This window comes from Massilia sp. TWR1-2-2, assembly GCF_049897565.1.
Classification (GTDB): Bacteria; Pseudomonadota; Gammaproteobacteria; order Burkholderiales; family Burkholderiaceae_D; genus JAFCUW01.
On record NZ_JAFCWM010000031.1, the window covers coordinates 28,031 to 50,505 of the forward strand.

24 protein-coding genes are annotated in these 22,475 nt (G+C 65.3%); 14 read left to right on the forward strand and 10 right to left on the reverse strand.

What is annotated here, in order from left to right; genetic code table 11:
* Positions 1–57: 57 nt before the first annotated feature.
* A complete protein-coding gene (locus ACP7DD_RS22345) occupies positions 58–216 on the reverse strand; it encodes a hypothetical protein (protein ID WP_426177037.1) in 159 nt (52 codons plus the stop codon).
* A gap of 270 nt (positions 217–486) precedes the next feature.
* Positions 487–708: a (2Fe-2S)-binding protein gene (locus ACP7DD_RS22350; RefSeq protein WP_426177038.1), complete on the reverse strand. Its 222-nt coding sequence runs from the start codon at positions 706–708 to the stop codon at positions 487–489.
* Positions 709–1,015: 307 nt separating this feature from the next.
* On the opposite strand from ACP7DD_RS22350, the gene ACP7DD_RS22355 reads away from it, so the two are divergent.
* Genes ACP7DD_RS22355 through ACP7DD_RS22365 form a run of 3 tightly spaced genes read left to right on the forward strand, consistent with a single transcriptional unit; the run spans position 1,016 to position 3,439 of the window.
* Positions 1,016–1,282, forward strand: coding sequence for a FeoA family protein (locus ACP7DD_RS22355; protein ID WP_426177039.1), 267 nt, complete (start codon positions 1,016–1,018; stop codon positions 1,280–1,282).
* A gap of 2 nt (positions 1,283–1,284) precedes the next feature.
* On the forward strand, positions 1,285–3,183 hold the full coding sequence (feoB, locus tag ACP7DD_RS22360) for a ferrous iron transporter B (protein ID WP_426177040.1): 1,899 nt from the start codon (positions 1,285–1,287) through the stop codon (positions 3,181–3,183).
* 1 nt (position 3,184) lies between these two features.
* Positions 3,185–3,439, forward strand: coding sequence for a DUF6587 family protein (locus ACP7DD_RS22365; RefSeq protein WP_426177041.1), 255 nt, complete (start codon positions 3,185–3,187; stop codon positions 3,437–3,439).
* Between the two features lie 41 nt (positions 3,440–3,480).
* Here ACP7DD_RS22365 and ACP7DD_RS22370 read toward each other — a convergent pair whose 3' ends face one another.
* The 3 genes from ACP7DD_RS22370 to ACP7DD_RS22380 all read right to left on the reverse strand — a co-directional run bounded on the left by ACP7DD_RS22370 (position 3,481) and on the right by ACP7DD_RS22380 (position 8,077).
* Complete coding sequence (locus tag ACP7DD_RS22370; protein ID WP_426177042.1) at positions 3,481–4,398, reverse strand: DUF72 domain-containing protein; 918 nt, start codon at positions 4,396–4,398, stop codon at positions 3,481–3,483.
* A gap of 32 nt (positions 4,399–4,430) precedes the next feature.
* Positions 4,431–6,344 carry a CocE/NonD family hydrolase gene (locus ACP7DD_RS22375; RefSeq protein ID WP_426177043.1) on the reverse strand — a complete coding sequence of 638 codons (1,914 nt, stop codon included), beginning with the start codon at positions 6,342–6,344 and terminating at the stop codon, positions 4,431–4,433.
* Between the two features lie 107 nt (positions 6,345–6,451).
* Positions 6,452–8,077 carry an FMN-binding glutamate synthase family protein gene (locus ACP7DD_RS22380; protein ID WP_426177044.1) on the reverse strand — a complete coding sequence of 542 codons (1,626 nt, stop codon included), beginning with the start codon at positions 8,075–8,077 and terminating at the stop codon, positions 6,452–6,454.
* 122 nt (positions 8,078–8,199) lie between these two features.
* Between ACP7DD_RS22380 and ACP7DD_RS22385 the strand changes: the two genes are divergently transcribed.
* The 11 genes from ACP7DD_RS22385 (at position 8,200) to ACP7DD_RS22435 (ending at position 18,258) form a co-directional block, all read left to right on the forward strand.
* Entirely contained in the window at positions 8,200–8,871 is a 672-nt protein-coding gene (locus ACP7DD_RS22385; RefSeq protein ID WP_426177045.1) for a glutathione S-transferase, read from the forward strand.
* Positions 8,872–8,881: 10 nt separating this feature from the next.
* Positions 8,882–9,658: a 5'-3' exonuclease gene (locus ACP7DD_RS22390; RefSeq protein WP_426177046.1), complete on the forward strand. Its 777-nt coding sequence runs from the start codon at positions 8,882–8,884 to the stop codon at positions 9,656–9,658.
* A complete protein-coding gene (locus tag ACP7DD_RS22395; protein ID WP_426177047.1) occupies positions 9,645–9,830 on the forward strand; it encodes an oxidoreductase-like domain-containing protein in 186 nt (61 codons plus the stop codon). Before ACP7DD_RS22390 ends, ACP7DD_RS22395 begins: the two co-directional genes overlap by 14 nt.
* Positions 9,831–9,848: 18 nt before the next feature.
* The gene (locus ACP7DD_RS22400; RefSeq protein ID WP_426177048.1) at positions 9,849–10,229 is read left to right on the forward strand and encodes a response regulator; all 381 of its coding nucleotides are present in this window, start codon (positions 9,849–9,851) and stop codon (positions 10,227–10,229) included.
* Between the two features lie 62 nt (positions 10,230–10,291).
* Positions 10,292–10,693 (forward strand): hypothetical protein, encoded by a 402-nt coding sequence (locus ACP7DD_RS22405; RefSeq protein WP_426177049.1) that lies wholly within the window; start codon positions 10,292–10,294, stop codon positions 10,691–10,693.
* Between the two features lie 72 nt (positions 10,694–10,765).
* Positions 10,766–11,977 carry a TolC family protein gene (locus ACP7DD_RS22410; RefSeq protein ID WP_426177050.1) on the forward strand — a complete coding sequence of 404 codons (1,212 nt, stop codon included), beginning with the start codon at positions 10,766–10,768 and terminating at the stop codon, positions 11,975–11,977.
* A complete protein-coding gene (locus ACP7DD_RS22415) occupies positions 11,974–12,522 on the forward strand; it encodes a hypothetical protein (RefSeq protein ID WP_426177051.1) in 549 nt (182 codons plus the stop codon). The genes ACP7DD_RS22410 and ACP7DD_RS22415 overlap by 4 nt, the downstream gene beginning before the upstream one ends.
* Before the next feature lies 1 nt (position 12,523).
* Positions 12,524–13,639, forward strand: a complete 1,116-nt coding sequence (locus ACP7DD_RS22420; protein WP_426177052.1) for an efflux RND transporter periplasmic adaptor subunit — start codon at positions 12,524–12,526, stop codon at positions 13,637–13,639.
* Between the two features lie 7 nt (positions 13,640–13,646).
* The gene (locus ACP7DD_RS22425) at positions 13,647–16,745 is read left to right on the forward strand and encodes an efflux RND transporter permease subunit (RefSeq protein ID WP_426177053.1); all 3,099 of its coding nucleotides are present in this window, start codon (positions 13,647–13,649) and stop codon (positions 16,743–16,745) included.
* A 60-nt stretch (positions 16,746–16,805) separates the two neighbouring features.
* Entirely contained in the window at positions 16,806–17,177 is a 372-nt protein-coding gene (locus ACP7DD_RS22430) for a hypothetical protein (protein WP_426177054.1), read from the forward strand.
* Between the two features lie 28 nt (positions 17,178–17,205).
* Complete coding sequence (locus ACP7DD_RS22435) at positions 17,206–18,258, forward strand: DMT family transporter (RefSeq protein ID WP_426177055.1); 1,053 nt, start codon at positions 17,206–17,208, stop codon at positions 18,256–18,258.
* Positions 18,259–18,293: 35 nt separating this feature from the next.
* On the opposite strand, the gene ACP7DD_RS22440 is transcribed toward ACP7DD_RS22435, so the two are convergent.
* The 5 genes from ACP7DD_RS22440 to ACP7DD_RS22460 form a co-directional block, all read right to left on the reverse strand.
* Complete coding sequence (locus tag ACP7DD_RS22440; protein ID WP_426177056.1) at positions 18,294–18,824, reverse strand: PEP-CTERM sorting domain-containing protein; 531 nt, start codon at positions 18,822–18,824, stop codon at positions 18,294–18,296.
* 148 nt (positions 18,825–18,972) lie between these two features.
* Positions 18,973–20,076 carry a tRNA 2-thiouridine(34) synthase MnmA gene (gene mnmA, locus ACP7DD_RS22445; protein ID WP_426177057.1) on the reverse strand — a complete coding sequence of 368 codons (1,104 nt, stop codon included), beginning with the start codon at positions 20,074–20,076 and terminating at the stop codon, positions 18,973–18,975.
* Entirely contained in the window at positions 20,073–20,576 is a 504-nt protein-coding gene (locus tag ACP7DD_RS22450; RefSeq protein WP_426177058.1) for an NUDIX hydrolase, read from the reverse strand. The genes mnmA and ACP7DD_RS22450 overlap by 4 nt, the downstream gene beginning before the upstream one ends.
* Positions 20,577–20,692: 116 nt before the next feature.
* Positions 20,693–20,986 carry a hypothetical protein gene (locus ACP7DD_RS22455; RefSeq protein ID WP_426177059.1) on the reverse strand — a complete coding sequence of 98 codons (294 nt, stop codon included), beginning with the start codon at positions 20,984–20,986 and terminating at the stop codon, positions 20,693–20,695.
* A gap of 507 nt (positions 20,987–21,493) precedes the next feature.
* Positions 21,494–21,934 carry a hypothetical protein gene (locus tag ACP7DD_RS22460; RefSeq protein ID WP_426177060.1) on the reverse strand — a complete coding sequence of 147 codons (441 nt, stop codon included), beginning with the start codon at positions 21,932–21,934 and terminating at the stop codon, positions 21,494–21,496.
* Positions 21,935–22,475 lie beyond the last annotated feature (541 nt).

Here is a 22,475-nt window from a genome sequence, read left to right on the forward strand (position 1 = left end):
GTGATGAGATGGAGAACATCATAACAAAGTGGCGGCCGGCTTTACTAACTTTATGCGTCAAAGCAGCGTCGCGCCGGCCACGCCCAGCAGGAGCGCCAGCCAGCGCGCCGGCTGGGTCAGTGTCTTGATGCCCCATGCAACCGGGCGCGGCGGGTCAACCTTGACCTTGCTCGCGGCCGGCGCCAGCGCCTGCGACTGCCGCAGCCAGGCCGCCATCGCTGCGGCAGCGGCAGCTGGACTGTCGATTCCTGCGTCTGCACGGCGGGGATTTTCAGTAACGAGCGGTGATTGAGCAAGATGCCGGAGTTGCCGAACAGCAGGCCCGGCGCGGCGCCCCAGAGGCCGATCCAGTCGTGCATCTTGCGCAGCCATTTGAGGGAGGTGGCGCGGCGCGAACGGACATCGCCAGGCGTGACAGCTTGGCCGACGAGGCGCGCGCTGCGGATCGCTCCAGTGGCGCGTCGCTCGTCGCGGTAATCCCCGCGCTCAGGCTGCCTGGCGGGCGCGGAAGGACAGTTCGGTGACGCGTGTGTCTGCGGCGGTGCGCTCGACGTGGAGAGTGAGCACTTCCTCAGCATAGGTGGCGCACTTGCCGCAGCAGGTGGCAACGCCGAGGTCGCTGCGCAGTTCGTCCATCGACGACAGCCCCAGGTCGACCGCCTGGCGGATCTCCCGGTCGGAGATGTTGTTGCAAACGCAAACGATCATTTGGTCAGCCTTATAAGAGGGACAATCCGCAGAGTTGCCGTTTCGTCCAGAACGAGAATCATTCTCATTAAGATTTGTATTCTCTCGGAATTCGTCAGCGATTGCAAGCGCTTTATTTGCGCAAGTTCATACACAGCCGGGATATCGCTCCCGCGGCTGCCATATTTTGTTGCAGAAGTACCAGCGGCGACGGGCCGGTGGTACTATCGTAAATAGAAATAATTCGCATTACCGTTTAAGATGCTAGTATCTGTTCCATGCCGGTAGCGACCTGTCGTCGCCGGCGGCACACCAACCAAAGTTCATCATGACTCTTGCTTCGACATTGACAACACTCGACACCCTCGCGGCAGGGCAGAGCGGCACGGTGATCCACCTGGCGCCGGCCGGCCTCGGTGGCGCCGCGGGCATCGACGTCGGGCGGCGCCTGATGGAACTCGGTTTCGTGCCGGGCGAACGCATCCGCATGCTGCGCCGTGGCATCCAGGGCGGCCCGCTGGCGATCAAGGTCGGCGAGTCGACCTTCGCGCTGCGCCGCTTCGAAGCGGCGCTGGTGTCGATCAAGCCGGAATAACCATGGGTGCAGCAGAACGGCGCGTCGAAACCGACGCGCGCACGCCAGTCACGCCGTTGATCGCCTTGCTCGGCAATCCGAATTGCGGCAAGACCGCACTGTTTAACCGCCTCACCGGCGCGCGCCAGAAGGTCGCCAACTACGCCGGCGTCACCATCGAGCGCAAGGAGGGCAGTTTTACCTCACCCGCCGGGCGCAGCTTCCGCGTGCTCGACCTGCCGGGCGCCTACAGCCTCACCGCCCAGACTCCCGACGAAGCGATCACCCGCGACGTCATCGCCGGCCTGCGCGCCGGCGAACAGGCGCCCGACGCCATCGTCTGCGTCGTCAACGCCACCAATCTGCGCCTGAACCTGCGCCTGGTGCTCGAAGTGCAGCGCCTTGGCCTGCCGATGGTGCTGGCGCTGAACATGGTCGACGTGGCCGCCAGGCGCGGCATCGTCATCGACGCCGACAAGCTGGCCGCCGAACTGCACATGCCGGTGGTGGAAACGGTGGCGGTGCAAAGCGGCGGCGAAAAGTCGCTGCTGCGCGCGCTCGACCTGATGCCGGCGATGGCGCCGGTGGCGTCGAAAGCGCTGTCGGCGATCGACGCCGTGTCGGTCGAGGACACCCAGCGCGAAGTGCGCCGCATCCTGGCCGCCTGCACCAGCCACGCCAACGACACCGGCAACCTGACCGAGAAGATCGACCAGGTGGTGCTGCATCCGGTAGTCGGCCCGATCCTGCTGGCCGCGCTGATGTTCCTGGTATTCCAGGCCGTGTTCAGCTGGGCCGCGCTGCCGATGGAGATGATCACCGGCGGCGTCGACAGCCTTGGCCAGGCGATCAGCGCGCACATGGCCGACGGCCCGCTGCGCAGCCTGCTGGTCGAAGGCATCATGGGCGGCGTCGGCAGCGTGCTGGTGTTCCTGCCGCAGATTCTGATCCTGTTCCTGTTCATCCTCGCGCTGGAGGACTGCGGCTACCTGCCGCGCGCGGCCTTCCTGCTCGACCGCCTGATGGGGGGCGTCGGCCTGTCCGGGCGCGCCTTCATCCCGCTGCTCTCGAGCTTCGCCTGCGCCATCCCCGGCATCATGGCCGCGCGCACGATCCAGAATCCGCGCGACCGGCTCGTCACCATCATGATCGCGCCGCTGATGACATGCTCGGCGCGCCTGCCGGTGTACGCGCTGATCATCGCCGCCTTCATCCCCGACCGCGAGGTCGGCGGTTTCATGAACCTGCAGGGCCTGGTGCTATTTACGCTGTACTTTGCCGGCGTCGCCAGCGCGATGGCGGTGGCCTGGTTCTTCAAGCGCGCCATGGGCGGCAGCGCCCAGCAGCCTTTGATGATGGAGCTGCCAAGCTATCACTGGCCGCACCTGCGCAACCTGGCGCTCGGCCTTTGGGAGCGCGCGGTGATTTTCCTGTCGCGCGTCGGCACGGTGATCCTGACCTTGATGGTGCTGATCTGGTTCCTGTCGAGTTTTCCCGGCGCGCCGGAAGGCGCCACCCAGCCGCCGATCTACTTCAGCATCGCCGGCATGATCGGCCGCGCACTGGCCGTCATCTTCGAACCGATCGGCTTCGGCTGGCAGATCTGCATCGCGCTGGTGCCGGGCATGGCCGCGCGCGAAGTGGCCGTCGGCGCGCTTGGCACCGTGTACGCGCTGTCGCAAAGCGGCGACGCGCTGGCCAGTTCGCTCACGCCGATCATCGCGCAATCGTGGACGCTGGCCACCGCGCTGTCGCTGCTGGCCTGGTATGTGTTCGCGCCGCAGTGCCTGTCGACGCTGGCAGTGGTCAAGCGCGAGACCGGCGGCATGCGCTGGCCGCTGATCATGGCCGCCTACATGTTCGCGCTGGCGTACATCGCCTCCTTCATTACTTACCGCGCCGCGCTGGCGCTGGGGAGCTGACATGGTGCAAAACCTGATCGTGGCCGCAATCGTCGTCGTCGCGCTGCTCTACATCGTACGCAAGTACCTGCCGGCAGGCCTGCGCCAGAAGCTGGTGTACCGCATGAGTGCGCGCGGCGCCAGCCAGTCGAAGATGGCGCAGTGGCTCAATACCGAATCGAGCTGCGGCAGCGGCTGCGACACCTGCAAGTCGTGCGCCGAACCGACGGCCGAGGCGCCGTCCGAGCGCGTCATCAAGATCCACGTTCGCCGCTGATTGCGCTGCACGGGATCCCGGCGTTCGCGCGGACGACGTAGCTAGATGTCGTTCGGCGACTTGCCCAACACGGTCAGCTTGCCGTCCGGGTCCAGGCCTAGTCTTTGTATCAGCTTGCGCGCATCGAACGGCGCCCCAACCTTGATGTCATTATCGAAGTAGCAGTACACGTCGCGGCTGGCGCGCTTGGGGGGCGCTTTCGGCGACACCCGGCGCGCGTCGTCCGGCTGCGCGCCGGCCGACCAGGCGCGGATGCGATCGGCCCAGTGGTCCAGCGCCTCGTCGGTGTAGCCCCCCGCGTACAGCTCCTTTTCGCCATGCAGGCGCAGGTACATGAAGTCGGCCGTCACGTCCTCGATGTGCGGCCATTTGCCGGCGGTGTCGGCCACCACCACCGCCACCTTGTACTTGCGCAGCATCGCGACAAACGCCGGATCGAGGAAGCTCTCATGGCGAACTTCGATCGCGTGCCGCATCTTGCGCTTCTTTCCCGCCTCCAGTGCGGTGCGCCCTTCCATGCGCGGCTCGTACTTGCGCGCCAGCGCCACGCCGGCGTCGGTGTCGTGCGGCAGCAGGCTGAGGAAATGCTCCATGCGCTCGGCATCGAACTGGAAATTCGGCGGAAACTGCCACAGGAAGGGACCGAGCTTGTCGCCCAGGTTGAACACCCCCGACGCCAGCATGTTCGCCAGCGGGCCGTCGATGTCGCGCAACCGGCGCGTGTGCGTCAGGTAGCGGTTGCCCTTGACGCTGAAGACGAAATCATCCGGCGTGTCGTCGTGCCACTGCTGAAAACTTTCCGGCCGCTGCAGCGAATAGAACGAGCCGTTCAGTTCAATCGTCGGCAGCGCCCGCGAGGCGAACGACAGCTCGCGGTGCTGCGCCAGTTTGGCCGGATAGAACACGCCGCGCCACGGCGGGTAGCGCCAGCCGGAAATACCGATGCGTATGGTGCCCATCCATCCACTGCAGGATACGGAACGCCGCGCTACTAGCCGGCTGGACCGACCACCGGCAGTTCGATCGTGCTCTCCATTCCCGGCGCGTGATACACGCGCTGGGTCGCCTTGCGGTAGTCGCCCGCCTTGGCATAGAAAATATTCGGCACGAAGGTCTGCGGATTGCGGTCGTACAACGGGAACCAGCTCGACTGGATCTGCACCATCACCCGGTGTCCCGGCAGGAACACGTGGTCGGCGTTGGGCAGCGCAAAGCGGTAGTTCTCGACCTTGCCGGCGGCGATCGGCACCGCCTTGTCGAGCCCTTCGCGGTAGCGGCCGCGAAAGATCGACATCGCGATGCCGAGCTGGTAGCCGCCCATCTCCGGCTGCGCCGCCACTTCGTCCGGGTAGACGTCGATCAGCTTGACGACCCAGTCCGCGTCGGTGCCGCTGGTGGACGCGAACAGGTTGACCATCGGCTGGCCGGAGATCTGCAGCGGCGCGCGCAGCGGCTCGCTGACGTAGGTCAGCACGTCGGTGCGGTCGGAGAAGCTGCGCTGATCGGTCACCAGCCACGGCTTCCAGACGTTGGCGTCGGCCATGCGCACCGGGCGCGGCACGAACGGCACCGGCTTGGCTGGGTCGGCGACATACTCGTCGAACTGCTCGCCGCCGGCGGCACGGTCGAAGCCTAGCCGGAAGCCGTCCTTCAGGTAGATCGGCGTGGTGGCGGCGGCCAGCGGCCAGCGGTCCAGCCGCTGCCACTTGTTGGCGCCGGTCAGGTACGAAAACACCGGCGGCGTGTCCGCCTTCGGCGCGCCGTCCTTCAGGTACTGGTCGAAGAACGGCTGCATGACATCGCGCCGGAACTCGGCCGCGGTGTCGCCGTTGAACTTCAGCGCGCCCAGGGTCGATCCGTTGTAATTGACGCCGCTGTGGCGCCATGGCCCGACCACCAGGTGATTCATGTCGTTCTGCTTGTCGCGCGGCTCGGTCGCGGCGTAGGTGGCGTAGGCGCCGTAGATGTCTTCCTGGTCCCAGCGCCCCACCACCGTCATGGTCGGCACCTTCAGCGGCCGGCCGGCCAGTACGCGGTCGACGGCCTGCTCCTGCCAGTAGCTGTCGTAGGCAGGGTGCTCGAAGATCTTCCTGGTGAAGTTGAGCTGGTCGACGCCGAACCGCTTGGCGAGATCCGCGGTCGAACCGGCCCGCAGCACCGTGTCGTAATCGTCGTAGACGCCGGTCGACAGCTGCACGCCTTCGCCGCGGGCGGCGGTCTGGCCGCCGATGTAATCGAGATTGTTGGTGCGGAAGGCGCCGTTCTGGAACCAGTCGTCGCCGCGCCAGCCGTCGACCATCGGGCTCATTGGCACCGCGGCCTTCAGCGCCGGATGCGGGTCGGCCAGCGCCATCAGCACCGTGAAGCCTTCGTACGACGAGCCGACCATGCCGACCTTGCCATTGCTTTGCGGGACATTTTTCACCAGCCAGTCGATGGTGTCGTAGGCGTCGGTGGCGTGGTCGACTTTCGTGTTGTTGAGCGGGCCGCGGATCGGCCGCGTCATCACGTAGTCGCCTTCCGATCCATGCTTGCCGCGCACGTCCTGGAACACGCGGATGTAGCCGGCGGCGACGAAGTTGTCATCGCCTTCCGGCAGCATCGACGCCATGCTCGGGCTGTGGTTGCGCGAAGCGCGCTTGGCCGCGTTGTACGGCGTGCGGGTCAGCATCATCGGCGCGCGCGCGGCGTTTTTCGGCGTCACGATGACGGTGTAGAGCTTGACGCCGTCGCGCATCGGGATCATGACGACCTGCTTGACATAGTCGGCGCCGGGAACGAGCGCTTCGAACTTCTTGCTGGCGATGTCGGGCGCCATGGCGGCGGTCTGGGCAAAGGCCGGCGCATGCAGCGCCAACAGGATCAGGGAGAGCGACGACAACTTCAGCGTGACTGGGCAAGGCATTGAACTCTCCACGGGGATGGGTAAATACAAAAATTGCTAAATATCAACAATTGCGCTGAGCATATTAGCATTTCCGTGGCGGCGCGCCACCCCGCGCCGGCGCTCGCCTAGGCCATCGGCTGGAACGACTCGGCCTGCGCGATCGGCCAGTACAGGCCGAATACCGGCGGCAGGCGCCGCAGCTGATCCGGGTCGAGCAGTTCGCCGGCCGTCAGGTAGGGCAGCAGCGCCGACGCCAGCTTGACCTGGTTGGGCGAGACGCGCCGCACGATGTGGTGCGGCTTGAGCTGCGACGGGTGGGTCAGGCCGGCAGCGGCGATCAGTTCCGACAGCGCCTTCATCGTGTTCTGGTGGAAGTGGGCCACGCGCGCCGTCTTGTCCGGCACGTCGAGCGCCTTCTGGCGCTGGACGTCCTGGGTCGCCACGCCGGTCGGGCAGCGGTCGGTGTGGCACGTCTGCGACTGCACGCAACCGAGGGCAAACATGAAGCCGCGCGCCGAGTTGCACCAGTCGGCGCCGAGCGCGATGGTGCGGGCGATGTCGAACGCGGTGACGATCTTGCCGGACGCGCCGATCTTGATGCGCTCGCGCAGGCCGGCGCCAACCAGCGTGTTATGCACCAGCAGCAGCGCTTCCTGCAGCGGCGTGCCGACGTGGTCGGAGAACTCCACGGGCGCCGCGCCCGTGCCGCCTTCGCCGCCGTCGACGACGATGAAGTCGGGCGTGATGCCGGTTGCCAGCATCGCCTTGACGATGGCGAAAAACTCCCACGGGTGGCCGATCGCCAGCTTGAAGCCGGTCGGCTTGCCGCCCGACAGAACGCGCAGCCGGTCGACAAAATTGAGCAGGCCGACCGGCGTCGAAAAAGCCGAGTGGCTGGCAGGCGACAGGCAGTCGCGTCCCGCTGGCACGCCGCGCGCGGCGGCGATTTCGATCGTCACCTTGGCGCCCGGCAGGATGCCGCCCTGGCCCGGCTTGGCGCCCTGCGACAGCTTCACCTCGATCATCTTCACCTGCACCGAACTGGCGTTGGCGACGAAGCGCTCCTCCGAAAAGCTGCCGTCGTCGTTGCGGCAGCCGAAGTAGCCGGAACCGATTTCCCATACCAGGTCGCCGCCGTTGACGCGGTGGTACTGGCTGATGCTGCCTTCGCCGGTGTCGTGCATGAAGCCGCCGATCTTGGCGCCGGCGTTGAGTGCCAGGATGGCGTTGGCCGACAGCGAACCGAAGCTCATCGCCGAGATGTTGAAGACGCTCGCCTGGTAAGGCTGCGCGCGCGGGCAGTCCGGATGGTTGCCGATCTCGATGCGGAAGTTGTGGCCGGCGATGTCGGCCGGCCGGATCGAATGGTTGATCCACTCGTAGCCGGTCTGGTACAGGTCGAGCTGGGTGCCGAACGGGCGCTTGTCGGTTTCCACCTTGGCGCGCTGGTAGACGATGCTGCGCTGGTTGCGTGAGAACGGCCTGGCGTCGGTATCGTCTTCGAGGAAGTACTGGCGGATCTCGGGCCGGATCGATTCGAAGAAGTAGCGGAAGTGCGCCAGGATCGGATAATTGCGGCGCAGCGCCTGGCGCGTCTGCAGCAGGTCGATCACGCCGACCAGCGTCAGCGCGCCGCTCGGCACCGCCAGCCACCAGCTGTGCCCCGCGTGCAGCGTGGCGATCGCCAGCGACAGGACGAACACGAAGGCGGCGCTCAGCAAAGCGAGGTAGCGGGCGGGGAAGGACGGCATGCGCATACTCCTGGGATCAAGGCGCAACGAGTGTACTCCGTTTCCAGCGCGGCCATATCGGCCGCCCGGACCGCCGCCAACAATGCTAAGCTTGCGCCCATTCCCCTTGGCGAAAGCACACGATGATCGTTGTCCACCACCTCAACAATTCGCGCTCGCAGCGAATCCTCTGGCTACTCGAAGAACTGGGACTGGAATACGAGATCCGCAAATACCAGCGCGATCCGAAGACGATGCTCGCGCCGCCCGAACTGCGCGCCATTCATCCGCTCGGCAAGTCGCCCGTGATCACCGACGGCGACGCCACCGTGGCCGAATCGGGCGCCATCATCGAATACCTGCTCGAGCGCTACGGCAATGGGCGCTTCATCCCCGCCGCCGGCACGCCCGACAAGCTGCGCTACACCTACTTCCTGCATTACGCCGAAGGCTCGGCGATGACGCCGCTTCTGATGAAGCTGGTGTTCGACCGCGTCGAATCGAGTCCGATGCCGTTCTTTGTCAAGCCGATCGCGCGCGGCATCGCGCAAAAGGTCAAGGGCAGTTACATCATGCCGCAGATCGTCCAGCACCTTGCCTACCTCGAAGCCGAACTGGCCAAGGCGAAGTGGTTTGCCGGCGACGTCTTTACCGGGGCCGACGTGCAGATCAGCTTCGTGCTGGAAGCGGCCGCCTCGCGCGGCGGCCTTGGCGAAAAACATCCGAAGCTGATGGCTTTCCTCGACCGCATCCATGCGCGCCCGGCCTACGTGCGAGCACTCGAGCGCGGCGGGAAGTACGACTTCGTCAAATAGGAACGGCCAGATGGGCAAGCTGCTCGCCATCGACGGGCTCAATATCGTGCGGCGTGTGTACGAAGCGTCTCCCGAGCCCGATTCGGCCGACAAGGCCGCCGTCGCGCTGCGCCACGCGCTGTCGTCGTTTCGCAAGCTGCTGGCCGCGCACGAACCGAGCCACGTGCTGGCCGCGTTCGATTTCGGCGGACCCACCTGGCGCCACGAACTGTATCCGCGCTACCGCGAGCAGCGCGCGCCGATGCCATCGTTCCTGCGCGATGCGCTGCCGGGTTTTCACGCCAGCCTGGCCGGCGAAGGCCTGCATGTGCTGATGCTGCCCGGCGTCGAGGCCGACGACGTCATCGGCACCGGCGTGATGCGCTGGCTGTCGGAGGGGCGCGGTGAAGCGATCATTGCCTCCACCGACAAGGACCTGCACGGCCTGATCGCGCACGGCGCGCTGGTATGGGACCACTTCAAGGGCGAGTGGCACGACGACGCCTGGGTGCGCAACAAGTTCGGCGTCGCCCCGGAGCTGCTGGTCGACCTGCTGGCGCTGATGGGCGACGTCACCGACGGCGTGCCGGGGGTCTCGAAAGTCGGCATGAAGACCGCCGCCAAGCTGCTCAATGCCTACGGCGACGTCGACGCGGTGATGGCCGGCGCCGGCATCCTGAAGACGCCGGTCGGCGAGAGGCTGCGCGCCGAGCGTGAGATACTGGCGCTGTCGCGCAAGCTGGTGCAGCTGAAAATCGACGTGCCGCTCGGCGTGACGTGGAAGATGCTGGCATATGAATCGTTCTAGCGACGACCCGAAGCCGCAGCTGCCGGTGCGCCCGCACAGCGACGAGTGCTGCCGCAGCGGCTGCGTGCGGTGCGTGTTCGACCTGTACGACGAAGAACTGGCGCTGTACCGGGTGGCGCTCAAACGCTGGCAGGCGCGCCAGGACGCAAAGGGAAAACCGAATGATCACTGACACCGCGGGACGCTGCTCATGCTGAAAGCCGTCATCGTCGACGCCAGCGCGCTGTCGCGCGACCTGCTCAACACCGTGCTCAGCGAGGGCGGCTACGGCGTCGCCGGGCAGACCCACACCAGCAGCCAGGGCTACGCGCTGGCGCTCAAATTTCGCCCGCAGCTGATCTGCATCGCCCGCGAGCAGATGGACGACGGCGAGCAGATCGTCGAGCAGATCCGCGCCAACCTGCCAAAGACCATCATTTTCATGCTGTCGGGCGCGCTCGACGCCCCCACCTTGCAGGCGGCGCTGGCGCGCGGGGTGCAGGGCTTCATCGTCAAGCCGTTCAAGGCCGACGCGGTGCTCAAGACGATCCGCAGCACCGTGCTGGCGATGATCAGGAAGCAGCAGGGCTAGACGGACAGGCCGCGCGCTGGTCAACGCCTGCTATAATTCAGCCGATCTTTAAGGGTTTTTTCGTGCGTCGACTCATCTGCTTACTGCTGCTCGTATGCCTGCCCTTGCAAAGCTTTGCTATGCAAGGTGGCTCGCTGTTCGTCAGCGCGGGCGAAATTGAGTTCAGTGTGGCGCACGAGTCGGCGCACGAAGACGGCACCGAGCATCACCACGATGCCGATGGGGCGGTCCACTACGACCATTCGGACGAGTCGGCCCGGCATATCCACGACCATTCGTCGTCGCCACAACTGGCGTTCCTTGCTGCACCGTTGGCCGCGCTCGCGCCTCAACCAGCGAACCGCGCGACCGAGGACGCCATGGCCCGCTTCATCCCCGATCCCTTCCTCGACAGTCCCCTGCGTCCCCCTGCCGACGCCCTCGGTCAAGCTGCCGAGGGAGCACTGCACTCACCACTGAACTGATCGGCGCGCGGCGTTTTGCCGCGCCGGTGCGCTCGCCCTCGGTGATCCTGTTCGTCACCTGATGGAGTACCCATGCGCGCTTTTCGCCTGCACCTGATATTTGCCGTCGCCGTTATCGCCCTGTCGGGGCCGGCGGCGGCTGCCCCCGAAGGCGCCACCCTGGCCAGCGCCGTCGACAGCGCCTGGCTGCGCTCCGTCCCCGCGCGCACGCTCGAGGCGCGCCAGGGCGAAGTCGAGGCGGCCGGCGCCACCGCCCGTTCCTGGGTTGCCGCCTCGCCCACGCTGGGGCTGGCGCAGCGCTCGGACCGCTGGACCGATCAGCGCGACCAGCGCGAATCGGAAGTGTCGCTGTCGGCGTCGGTATGGCTGCCCGGCCAGAAGGCGGCACGCGAGACGCTGGCCGCGCGCAGCACCGAAGAACTGGCCGCGCAGCTTCGCCAGGCCAGGTTGGCCGTCGCCGGCGAAGTGCGCAACCGCGCATGGGAAGCGGCCGCCGCCGAGGAGGTCCTGATCGAAAAGCGCGACCACCTGCAGCACCTGCAAGAGCTGGCCGAGGAAGTGCAGCGCCGCGTCAAGGCCGGCGACCTGGCGCGCAGCGACGGCCTGCTGGCGCAACAGGAAGCGCTCGGTGCGCGCATCGACATGACGCAGGCGGCGACGAAGGCGAGCGAAGCGCTGGCCCGCTTCCGCGTGCTGACCGGTCTGCGCGAGCTGCCGCGGCTCGAGCCCGAGCCGATTGCGGACGTCGCCGAACCGTTCAATGCGCGCCTGGGCGCCGCGCGCGCGTCCGAACGGCGGGCGGAGGCCGCGCTGCGGGTTGCCGAGGCCACCCGCAGTGCGCCGCCGACGATCGGCCTGTCGTACCGCCACGAGCAGAAAGGCGCCCTGCCGGCGCCCGAGCGCAGCGTCGGCGTCGCCCTGCAGATCCCGCTCGGCAGTGCGGCGCGCAACCGCCCCGTCGAGGCGCTGGCGCAGACCCAGATCGCCACCGCCGCGGCCGAGGCAGCGCAGGCGCAGGCCGGCATCGACGCCGACGTCGGCCACGCGCTGGAACAACTGTCGAACGTGCGCGAGGCGCTCGAAGCGGCCGTCGCGCGCGCCGCGGCTCTGCGCGAACACGCCGCCCTGATCGACAAGGCGTTCCGCGTCGGCGAGCGCGGCCTGGCCGAAATGCTGCGCGCCCGCATCCTGTCGCACGAAGCCGGCATGGCGGTGCGCCAGCAGCGCGTCGCGCTTGGCCTCGCGCACGCCCAACTCAATCAAGTCCGAGGAATCCTGCCATGAAACTGCTGTCCCTGATGCTGGTCGCGATGCTGGCGATCGCGCCCGTCCATGCTTCGCCCGGCGCCCACGGGCCGAACGGCGAGCACCTCGACGGTCCCGCCGCGGCGGCGAACGGTGGCGCCGCGCCGCGCGTTGAAACCTTCAGCGAGGCGTTCGAACTGGTCGGCCAGCTGTCGGGCGGCGAACTGTCGGTGCTGATCGACCGCTACGAGACCAACGAGCCGGTGCTCAAAGGCCAGCTCGAGGTGCAGTACAAGAACCTGAAGGCCAAGGCGACCTTCCATGCCGACATGGGCGACTTCTCGTTCGACGACGCCCGGCTGCTCAAGGCGCTTTCGGCGCCCGGCAAGCACGCGCTGCTGTTTACACTGGTTGCCGGTGAAGAGAGCGATCTGCTGGAAGGCACGCTCGTTGTCGCCGCCCCGGCGCCGCACGACGATCACGGCGCCCCTGCCTGGCGCTGGTGGCTAGGTGGCGCGCTGCTGGCAACCATTCTGCTCGCTGCCGTGATTGTCCGCACCCGCGCGCAACGCAAGGATAAATGAAATGAACAAGCTTACCAACTACCTCGCGGCCTGCCTGCTGGCCGCCGTCGCCGTCGCGGCGATCGCCTCGCCCGGAGCGCATGGCCCCAACGGCGAGCACCTCGACGCGCAGGCGGCCGGCAGCGCCGGCGCGCTGGCGCGGCTGCCCGACGGCAGCGTCAATGTGCCCAAGCTGGCCCAGCGCCGCATGGCGATCCGCACGCTGATGACGCAGCAGGGCGAATATCCGCACACGGTCGAATTGAATGGCCGCGCCGGCATGGATCCGAATTCCGGCGGCCGCGTACAGGCGCCTTTTTCGGGCAGCATCGAGCCCGGCCCGGGCGGCCTGCCGGTGGCGGGCCAGCAGGTGCGCAAGGGCCAGGTGCTGGCGCGCCTGCGTCCTGTGGCCAGTGCGATCGAACGCGGCAACCAGGCCGCCCAACTGGCTGAACTGAACGCGAATCGCGGCCTGCTCGAGCGGCGGGTGCGCCGTCTCGAGTCGCTCGAAGGCGTCGTGCCGGCCCGGGAGGTCGAGGCGGCGAGGGCGGAGCTGGCCGGCACCATCGGCCGCCAGCGTGCGGTCGCCGCGTCGATTGGCAGCGCCCAGCCGATCGTCGCGGCGGCATCCGGCGTCATCGCCAGCGCGAGTGTGCGCAACGGCCAGATCGTCGAATCGCGCGACGTCCTGTTCGAGATCGTCGATCCGCGCCGGCTGCTGGTCGAGGCGACATCGACCGACGTGACCCTGGCCGGCCGCATCGGCAGCGCGACCCTGGTGCAGGCGCCGGACGTGGCGCTGACCTTGCTGGGCGGGGCCATCGCCTTGCGCGACGGCGCCTTGCCGCTGAACTTTCGCGCCACAGGCAAGGACCTCGCGCTGGCGGTCGGCCAGCCGGTCACCGTCCTCGTCAAGCTCAATACCACCGTGAAGGGCATCGCCCTGCCGGCCGAGGCGCTGGCCCGCAACCCGGCCAACGAGACGGTGGTCTGGATCAAGTCCGGCGCCCAGCGCTTCATCGCGCTACCGGTGGAGGCCAGCGCGCTCGATGGACGCACGGTGGTGGTGACGAAAGGGCTGACCGCCGACAACCGTGTGGTTGTCTCCGGCGCCGCGCTGATCAACCAGATCAGGTAAGCGGCCCATGTTCAACTACATCGTTCGCTTCAGCCTGAGGAACCGCCTGCTGGTGCTGGCCGCCGCACTGCTGTTGATGCTGTACGGCGCCTTCACCGCCTGGCACACGCCGGTCGACGTCTTCCCCGATTTGAACAAGCCGGTGGTGACGGTGCTCACCGAAGCCGGCGGCATGGCCCCGGAAGAGGTCGAGCAGCTCGTCTCGTTCCCGCTTGAGACCACGCTCAATGGCATGCCGGGCGTGACGCGCGTGCGGTCGGTGTCGGGCGTCGGCCTGTCGATCGTCTACGCCGAGTTTGACTGGGGCACCGACCCGTACCGCAACCGCCAGCTGGTCGCCGAACGGATCGCGCTGGTCAAGGAACAACTGCCGGGCAAGATCGCGCCGATGATGGGACCGGTGTCGTCGATCATGGGCGAAGTGATGCTCATCGCGCTGCCGATCGACGTCACCGCGACCGACCCGATGAAGGCGCGCGAGTACGCCGACTTCGTGCTGCGACCACGCCTGCTGTCGATCGCCGGCGTGTCGCAGGTCGTGCCGATCGGCGGCGAGGTGCGCCAGCTGCGCGTCGAGCCCGATACGGCGCGCATGGCCCAGTTCGGCGTCACGCTCGAGCAGGTCAGCGCGGCGCTGCGCGGCTTCGCCGCCAATACCAGCGGCGGCTTCATTGACCTCAACAGCCGCGAATACCTGATCCGCAACCTCGGGCGAACCAACCGGCTCGACGACCTGAAGGGGCTCGCCGTCGCTTACCGCAACGGCGCGCCGGTGCTGCTCGAACAGGTCGCCGGCGTGCGCTATGCGCCTGCGTTCAAGCGCGGCGACGCCGGCATGAACGGCAAGCCGGCCGTTATCGTCAGCGTGCAAAAGCAGCCCGCCGCCGACACCGTGCGCCTGACGCGCGACATCGAAACGGCGCTCGCTGAACTCAAGCCCGGGCTGCCGGCCGGCCTGGCCGCGCCGGTGGTGCTGTTCCGGCAGGCGAACTTCATCGAAGCGTCGATCGGCAATGTCGTCGAAGCATTGCGCGACGGCGCGCTGATGGTCGCGGTGGTGCTGTTTGCCTTCCTCCTCAGCGTGCGCACCACGCTAATTTCGCTGGTCGCCATTCCGCTGTCGCTGGCGCTCACGGCGCTGGTGTTCCATATGCTCGGGCAGTCGATCAACGTGATGACCCTGGGCGGCCTGGCGATCGCCATCGGCGAACTGGTCGACGACGCCGTCGTCGACGTCGAGAACATCCTGCGGCGCCTGAAGCAGCGTTCTGAGAGCGGCATGTCGGTGATCGAGGTGATCTGGCGCGCGTCGGTCGAGGTCCGATCCGGCATCGTCTACGCGACCGTCATCGTGGTGCTGGTGTTCGTGCCCCTGTTCGCGCTGCCCGGCATCGAAGGCCGGCTGTTCGCCCCGCTGGGGATCGCCTACATCGCCTCGATCCTGGCGTCGATGCTGGTATCGATGACGGTCACGCCGGTGCTGGCCTACTACCTGCTGCCGCGCATGAAGCGGCTGCACCAGGGCGACACGGCGCTGATCCGGCGCCTGAAGTCGTGGGACGGCGCCGCCTTGCAATGGTCGTTTGCCCGCGTGCGGCCGATCCTGGCGGCGGCGCTGATCGTGGTGCTGGCCGCCGCCGCGTCGGTGCCGTTCTTTCCGCGCGCCTTCCTGCCGGCCTTTAACGAGGGTTCGCTGGTGATGGGAATGACTTTCGCGCCCGGCACCTCGCTGGCCGAAGCGAACCGCATGGGCGCGCTCGCCGAAACGCTGATCGGCCAGGTGCCGGAGGTGACCAAGGTCGGGCGCCGCACCGGCCGCGCCGAACTGGACGAACACGCCGAGGGCGTGCACTCGTCCGAGCTCGACGTCGACCTGAAGCCGTCGCCGCGCAGCCGCGAGGAGATCATGGCGAGCATCCGCGCGCAGCTGGCGGCGATCCCGGCGTCGGTGGCGATCGGCCAGCCGATCTCTCACCGGCTCGACCACCTGCTCTCCGGCGTGCGCGCGCAGGTGGCTCTGAAAATTTACGGCGACGATATCGACACCTTGCGCGCGCTGGCCGACGGCCTGCGCCAGCGCCTGTCGACGGTCGACGGTCTGGTCGACCTGTCGGTCGAACGCCAGGTGCTGATCCCTCAGATCAAGGTGCGGATCGACTATCGCAAGGCGGCCCAGCATGGCCTGGCTCCCGGCCAGGTCCTCGGCGCGCTCGAGTCGCTGGCCGAAGGCACGCGGGTGACCCAGATCATCGACGGCGCTCGCCGCTTCGACCTGGTCGTGCGCCTGGCCGATGCGCGCCGCTCGCCGCAGGACCTGGCGCGCGTGATGATCGACAGCCCGGCCGGCCCGGTCCCGCTGTCGTCGATCGCGACGATCGAGGAGGGCGACGGCCCGAACCAGATCGGCCGCGAGAACGGCCGCCGCCGCATCGTCGTGTACGCCAATACCGACGGCTCGAACATGTCGCGCATCATCGGCGACGTGCGCAGCCGCGTGGCGGCGACCACGCTGCCGGGTGGCTACTTCATCAGCGTCGAGGGCCAGTTCCAGGCCCAGGAACAGGCGCAGTTACTGATGGTCGGGCTGGCGCTGGCGTCGCTGACGCTGATTTTCCTGGTGCTGTATTCGCGCTACCGCTCTTCCACGCTGGCGCTCGTCATCATGGGCAACATACCGTTCGCGCTGGTCGGCAGCGTGATCGCGATGTGGATCGCCGGCGTCGCGCTGTCGGTCGCGTCGATGGTCGGCTTCATCACGCTGGCCGGCATCGCCACCCGCAACGGCATCCTGAAGGTCAGCCACTACGTCAACCTGTGCAAGTTCGAAGGCGAGACGTTTGGCTGGCCGATGATCGTGCGCGGCTCGCTCGAACGCCTGACGCCGGTGGTGATGACGGCGCTGGTGGCGGCATGCGCGCTGCTGCCGCTGCTGCTGGCGGCGGACACGCCCGGCAAGGAGATCCTGCACCCGGTCGCGGTCGTCATTTTCGGTGGCTTGATCAGTTCGACGATCCTCGATTCGCTGCTGACGCCCTTGATCTTCTGGCTGGTCGGGCGCCGGCCGCTGGAGGCGCTGGTGGCGTCGTCCGAGACCGACGCATATTAGATATTATTAGGGCCGAGCGGCGGCGCCCATATTCGAGCCGCCGCATTTTTGGAGAACAGCATGAACAAAGCAATCGCACTCACGACGTTGGCATTCAGCCTGGCCCTGGGCGGACAAGCGCAGGCGCACGGCAGCAAGGCGAAACATGGCGGCATCGTGCAAAGCTCGGGGGACTTGTCGTTCGAACTGGTCAGCAAGGATGGTGTTGCCACCATCTACGTCGACGACCATGGCAAGGACCTGGCGACGGCCGGCATGAGCGGCTCGCTGACGGTGCTGCAGGGCGCCAGCAAATCGGTGCTGCCGCTCGCAGCGTCCGGCGCCAATACGCTGGTTGCCAAAGGCGTCAGCCTGGCGCGCGGCAACAAGGCAGTTGCGTCAGTCACGTTCGCCAACAAGGACGTGGTCAGCGTGCGTTTTTCGGTAAAGTAAGTCGTTCTTCCGCCCCTGAGAGGCCCCGATGCAGCAAGGTGTTCTTTATGCGTTGATGGCAGCCATTTTATTTGGCGCCAGTGCGCCCTTTGCGAAAACGCTGCTTGGCGAAATGGCGCCGATGATGCTGGCCGCGCTGCTTTACATTGGCAGCGGGATCGGCCTGGTCGCGTGGTACGGCGCCCGCAGGCTCGCCGGCAAGGCAGCGGGCGAGCGTGCCGACCGGCTGATGGCGCGCGACTGGCCCTGGCTGATGGGCGCGACCGTATTCGGCGGCATCCTCGGACCGGTCTTGCTGATGGCCGGCCTGGCCACCACCGCGGCGTCGACAGCCTCGCTGCTGCTTAATACCGAGGGCGTATTCACCGCGGCGCTGGCGTGGTTCGCCTTCAAGGAGAATTTCGATCGCCGCATCTTCATCGGCATGCTGCTCATTGTCGCCGGCAGCGTGGTGCTGAACTGGCCGAGCGGGCCGCTGGGCGGCGTGCCGTGGTCGGGCCTGGCCATCCTCGGCGCCTGTCTGTGCTGGGGCATCGACAACAACTTGACGCGCAAGATATCGGCCAGCGATGCAGTGCAGATTGCCGCCGTCAAGGGGCTGGTCGCCGGCAGCGTCAACCTGGCGCTGGCGTTCATGCTGGGCCAGGCGCCGCCTCCGCTCACTACCACGCTGGTCGCTGCCTTGCTGGGATTTTGCAGCTATGGGCTGTCGCTGGTGTTGTTCGTGCTCGCCTTGCGCCATCTGGGCACGGCGCGCACCGGTGCGTATTTCGCCGTCGGGCCGTTCATCGGCGTGGCGCTGTCGCTGGTGCTGCTGGGCGAAACCCCTGGAGCGGCGTTCTGGCTGGCGGCTGTGCTGATGGCGGCCGGTATCTGGCTGCACCTGACCGAGCGCCATGAGCACGCGCACACGCACGAGCCGATGGCGCACGCGCACGCGCATCATCACGACGCGCATCACCAGCACGAACACGACGACGGCGGGGACGGCGCCGCGCCGCACACGCACGCGCATGCACACACTGAACTGACGCACGGGCACGCGCATACGCCGGATATCCATCACCGGCATGGTCACTGAGCCGGCGCGATGACCGGCGCTACCGCCTGGACAAATCAGGCGGTCTGTTTCCGGCGGCGGTGCAGGAAGCCAAGCACGCCAAGCGCCGCAAATGCCAGCGGCAGGGTGCCCGGCTCAGGCACGTTGACCGCATCGATCGACGTGACGGAGCCACCGTTCACGCGGCGGAACGTACCGCAGTTGTTGCATTCGTAAGTACTGGCGATATTGATGAGGTTCGTTCCGCCGGCATCCGTGAATGGGGCCAGGAAGGAAAAATTAAAAACGCGGCGGCCGTCGGTCGTGATCAGGGTGAAATTGTTCGGACCGGCCCCGCCGCCAAAGTACAGGCCGCTATTTGCCTGATTCCAGTTGAACGCCGACATGATTCCGGGGCGGGTGGCGATGCTGTAGCCGGATGACTTGTGTGTCGCCGCGTCGAATACAAAGCTGCCGGCGGCAGAGGTGCCATCGGTGAAAGTTACGTTTTGCAAGGCATAGGTGATCGGCGTAGCCTGCGCGGGAAGCATCGCGCTCAAGAGTACGACGGCGGCAAAGACGGATGCTGACAGGAATTTCTTGTTCATTATATTTTTCCAGGTTAGTTTTAGACTGCTCGGACAGTAGAGCAGTAATCGTGCCAACCGGAAATTCATATTGATTTCAAGAACTTACAAATTCGCAGCAGTAACACCGCGACCAGCATGTAAAGAAAACCGACAGCCAACCATGGCGCTACACCGCGGTGACGCTGTCGATGATGCCGCCGCCGAGGCAGACGTCGCCGTCGTACAGCACCGCCGACTGGCCGGGCGTCGCTGCCCACTGCGGATCGTCGAAGCGCAGCTCGAAGCGGTCATCGCCATTCGGCACGATGGCGCAGGCGACGTCGGCCTGGCGGTAGCGCGTCTTGGCCGCCATCAGGCGCGCTTCGGGCGCCACGCCGGCCACCCAGCTCGCCTGCGCCGCAACCAGCGACGACGACAGCAGCCACGGATGGTCATGTCCCTGCACGATGTACAGGGTGTTGTTCTCGATGTCCTTGCGCGCGACGAACCATGGCTCGCTGGTACCGTCGGCGTTGCGGTGGGATTTCAGGCCGCCGATGCCGATGCCCTTCCTCTGGCCGAGCGTGTAGAACGACAGCCCGACATGCTCGCCGACGGTGGTGCCGTCATCGAGCTTCATCGGACCCGGCTTGTACGACAGGTAGCGGTTCAGGAAATCGCGGAACGGCCGCTCGCCGATGAAGCAGATGCCGGTCGAATCCTTCTTCGCCGCGTTCGGCAGCGCCAGTTTTTCGGCCAGTTTGCGCACTTCGGTCTTCGGGATTTCGCCCAGCGGGAACAAGGTCTTGGATAACTGCGCCTGGTTCAGCCGGTGCAGGAAGTAGCTCTGGTCCTTGGTGGCGTCGACCGCCTTGAGCAGCTCGAACTTGCCGGCGTTTTCGCGCACGCGCGCATAGTGGCCGGTGGCGATCAGGTCGGCGCCGAGGTGCATCGCATGGTCGAGGAAAGCCTTGAACTTGATCTCGGCGTTGCACAGCACGTCCGGGTTCGGCGTGCGGCCGGCCTGGTACTCGCGCAGGAATTCGGCGAACACGCGGTCCTTGTACTCGGCGGCGAAATTGACCGCCTCGATGTCGACGCCGACCACGTCGGCCACGCTGGCCGCGTCGATCCAGTCCTGGCGCGAGGAGCAGAATTCGGAATCGTCGTCGTCTTCCCAGTTCTTCATGAACAGGCCGATCACTTCGTAGCCCTGTTCCTTCAGCATCCACGCCGCCACCGAGGAGTCGACACCGCCCGACATCCCGATCACGACTTTTTTCTTGCTCATGTCACGTCCGTCTTTAAAGTAAGCCCGCCCTCGAAGACCGAGGCGTGGGTGTGCAGCAGCGCCAAAGGGGCGCGCAGGCCGGCCAGGTAGTCGTCGACGCAGCGCAGCACGATCGGGCTGCGGTGGCGCTCTTCGCAGGCGGCGATTTCGTCGCGCGTCATCCACAGCGTGCGGATGATGCCGTGATCGAGCGGCACGTCGTGCTCCATGCCGGGCGTGCCGCAAAAGGTGAAGCGCAGGTACGTCACGTCGGTGCCGCGCCGCTTGGAGGTGTAGCGCGACATGTACATGCCCACCAGCGCCGTCGGCGTGAAGTCGTGCGCCGTCTCTTCGAGCACCTCGCGCACCACCGCCTGTTCGAGCGACTCGTGCGGATCGAGGTGGCCGGCCGGCTGGTTCAGCTTCACGCCTTCGCTGGTCTCTTCTTCGATCAGCAGAAAGCGGCCATCGCGTTCGATGACGGCGGCGACGGTGACGGACGGTTTCCAGGTATTCGGCATGGGCACTCTTTCGAAATGAGCCGACATTCTACCTTGGCGCCGCCGCGTGCGCCCGCAGTCCGGCTAAGAGTGGAATTTGAAAGTTGGCTGCGGGCGGCGGTTGGGCGCAGGGACACCTAACTTGCTCGGCATAACGAAATCATGTTGGGGCCTTTAGCAATAGCGTAAATGGCCTCTGCCTTAACAGAGACAAATTCCTTGCCTGCGCGGCGTTGCTCCTTCGTGCACACTGGAATTGCACCCGCGATTTCTGTAAACCGCTGCAGCGTTCGCGTATTTGTATCGATAGTTCCATCGTTAAAGCCAACTGCCCGATACGCCGCTTTCGTGTAATGGTAGGTCGCGAGCGCCGCACCAAAGAAAATCAATCCTGCCGCCACTGCAAGTCCAAACTTTGGCGTCAATTGCATGAGACCACCTCCGAATTACACAGGCCGTTGCAACTCACGGTGAGTTATGGCTTGGTTCGTGTCCGACGACGCCAGTCAACCGACCACTTACTCAACCTGCTGACTCGCTGCAAGGAGCCAGGCCAAATACCTAAATGGCCCCTCTCGCTCGCGCTAAATATGCCCTCAACAAGGACGTACCCATTATTTAGCTTCGCGGACGACCGCAGTTGAGAGTCCGTTAGGTCGATCGAAATCCCGTTTTGAAGTATCGCCTTTTCGAAGTCTTCACGGTGGAGATAAACAGCATTTCCTTCGAATTCCAAACGCAAGAACCCGATTACATGGACTGATTGGCCATCGAATCGTTGCGGATCGGCAATTAACTGAATCATAGACACATGTTTTGGTTGGTCAGCATGGGCCAAACCTAACAATCCAAGGTACAACAATACAGCCACATATATAGGCCTCATCTCATCCTCAGGAAAGGAATTAAAATACAAACTTAATTTTCGTTTTCATAGATTACCTATTCTGCCGCGCACGTAAAGCGCGCACTGATTCTACGGCGGCTCGATCCGTCTCAGCAGCTTCTGGATTGATGGTTTGGATCTCGGACAACAGCCTGTCAACCTCTGCATCAGCGGTATCAAAATGCATCAAAATCGAGACCAGTTCCCCTTTCGCATCAGCATGTGGGCATTTAGACGCCAAGCGATACCATCTTATCGCTTCGTTTGTGTTTCGCGTAGCAAACACGTGATGACGTCCAAGTCTGTATGCCGCTTTGCAGTCTCCCGATTGGGCTGCTTTTGCGAGACCGCCGTACACGGGCTCCTCAATGCGGTACTTCCCAGCGGGACTATCCTCCACGCGGACCTTGTCTTGTGTGGATATATTAACGAAAATTCCCAATGTCGCGATTAAGACCGAACTGGCTATTACGATAACCGCACCTGTTTTCATTATTTACTCCGTAGTCGACCGGTCGCCCAGGGCTCGCCCGCGAGATTCCCGATACTCCAGCGAGGCCACCCGTCTGAGCGCGCGGTTCGGTAAGCGGATTAGTTTTTAGACTTCCTGCGTCGATTTAGCGCCGGGGAAACGCTTCACTCTTATACGAATTTTTCTCAAGGCAATACTGAACTTTCGTAGGATATTGATTTCGGCAAAAATTAACCCACAGCAGCTGAATATTTTTCCGTTCAACATTGCGCTCCACCGGATTTGCACTGTCGTAACGGGATCCGATATCTTGATGAGTAATTTCTTGAAGGATGATTGAGAGCGCGTCGTGAACAACTTCGGCTTCATAGTTGGCTACCGTCTCGTGCACATGCGGATTGCTGGCGGGCAGACTTATTTGCGGGTTCGGGGGGGGCGCATATCAATCCACCCAAGTTAGCCGATTTCAACAATTTTTCTGACTCATTGCCTTGTGCGGTTTTTGGTCTTGCTTCCGCGGTTTCGAGAGATTTTCACGATGTCGATAGGTCCTTCCAGCGAT

Excerpts from the sequence above, each read along its gene's own strand:
- ACP7DD_RS22435 (WP_426177055.1), top strand. The coding sequence starts at position 17,206 with ATGCAGCAAGGTGTTCTTTATGCGTTGATGGCAGCCATTTTATTTGGC.
- ACP7DD_RS22430 (WP_426177054.1), top strand. The coding sequence starts at position 16,806 with ATGAACAAAGCAATCGCACTCACGACGTTGGCATTCAGCCTGGCCCTG.
- ACP7DD_RS22350 (WP_426177038.1), bottom strand. The coding sequence starts at position 708 with ATGATCGTTTGCGTTTGCAACAACATCTCCGACCGGGAGATCCGCCAG.
- ACP7DD_RS22460 (WP_426177060.1), bottom strand. The coding sequence starts at position 21,934 with ATGAAAACAGGTGCGGTTATCGTAATAGCCAGTTCGGTCTTAATCGCG.
- ACP7DD_RS22455 (WP_426177059.1), bottom strand. The coding sequence starts at position 20,986 with ATGCAATTGACGCCAAAGTTTGGACTTGCAGTGGCGGCAGGATTGATT.
- ACP7DD_RS22410 (WP_426177050.1), top strand. The coding sequence starts at position 10,766 with ATGCGCGCTTTTCGCCTGCACCTGATATTTGCCGTCGCCGTTATCGCC.
- ACP7DD_RS22440 (WP_426177056.1), bottom strand. The coding sequence starts at position 18,824 with ATGAACAAGAAATTCCTGTCAGCATCCGTCTTTGCCGCCGTCGTACTC.
- ACP7DD_RS22385 (WP_426177045.1), top strand. The coding sequence starts at position 8,200 with ATGATCGTTGTCCACCACCTCAACAATTCGCGCTCGCAGCGAATCCTC.
- ACP7DD_RS22420 (WP_426177052.1), top strand. The coding sequence starts at position 12,524 with ATGAACAAGCTTACCAACTACCTCGCGGCCTGCCTGCTGGCCGCCGTC.
- ACP7DD_RS22415 (WP_426177051.1), top strand. The coding sequence starts at position 11,974 with ATGAAACTGCTGTCCCTGATGCTGGTCGCGATGCTGGCGATCGCGCCC.
- ACP7DD_RS22390 (WP_426177046.1), top strand. The coding sequence starts at position 8,882 with ATGGGCAAGCTGCTCGCCATCGACGGGCTCAATATCGTGCGGCGTGTG.
- mnmA (WP_426177057.1), bottom strand. The coding sequence starts at position 20,076 with ATGAGCAAGAAAAAAGTCGTGATCGGGATGTCGGGCGGTGTCGACTCC.
- ACP7DD_RS22400 (WP_426177048.1), top strand. The coding sequence starts at position 9,849 with ATGCTGAAAGCCGTCATCGTCGACGCCAGCGCGCTGTCGCGCGACCTG.
- ACP7DD_RS22345 (WP_426177037.1), bottom strand. The coding sequence starts at position 216 with ATGGCGGCCTGGCTGCGGCAGTCGCAGGCGCTGGCGCCGGCCGCGAGC.
- ACP7DD_RS22380 (WP_426177044.1), bottom strand. The coding sequence starts at position 8,077 with ATGCCGTCCTTCCCCGCCCGCTACCTCGCTTTGCTGAGCGCCGCCTTC.
- ACP7DD_RS22395 (WP_426177047.1), top strand. The coding sequence starts at position 9,645 with ATGAATCGTTCTAGCGACGACCCGAAGCCGCAGCTGCCGGTGCGCCCG.
- ACP7DD_RS22370 (WP_426177042.1), bottom strand. The coding sequence starts at position 4,398 with ATGGGCACCATACGCATCGGTATTTCCGGCTGGCGCTACCCGCCGTGG.
- ACP7DD_RS22355 (WP_426177039.1), top strand. The coding sequence starts at position 1,016 with ATGACTCTTGCTTCGACATTGACAACACTCGACACCCTCGCGGCAGGG.
- ACP7DD_RS22450 (WP_426177058.1), bottom strand. The coding sequence starts at position 20,576 with ATGCCGAATACCTGGAAACCGTCCGTCACCGTCGCCGCCGTCATCGAA.
- ACP7DD_RS22425 (WP_426177053.1), top strand. The coding sequence starts at position 13,647 with ATGTTCAACTACATCGTTCGCTTCAGCCTGAGGAACCGCCTGCTGGTG.
- ACP7DD_RS22365 (WP_426177041.1), top strand. The coding sequence starts at position 3,185 with ATGGTGCAAAACCTGATCGTGGCCGCAATCGTCGTCGTCGCGCTGCTC.
- feoB (WP_426177040.1), top strand. The coding sequence starts at position 1,285 with ATGGGTGCAGCAGAACGGCGCGTCGAAACCGACGCGCGCACGCCAGTC.
- ACP7DD_RS22375 (WP_426177043.1), bottom strand. The coding sequence starts at position 6,344 with ATGCCTTGCCCAGTCACGCTGAAGTTGTCGTCGCTCTCCCTGATCCTG.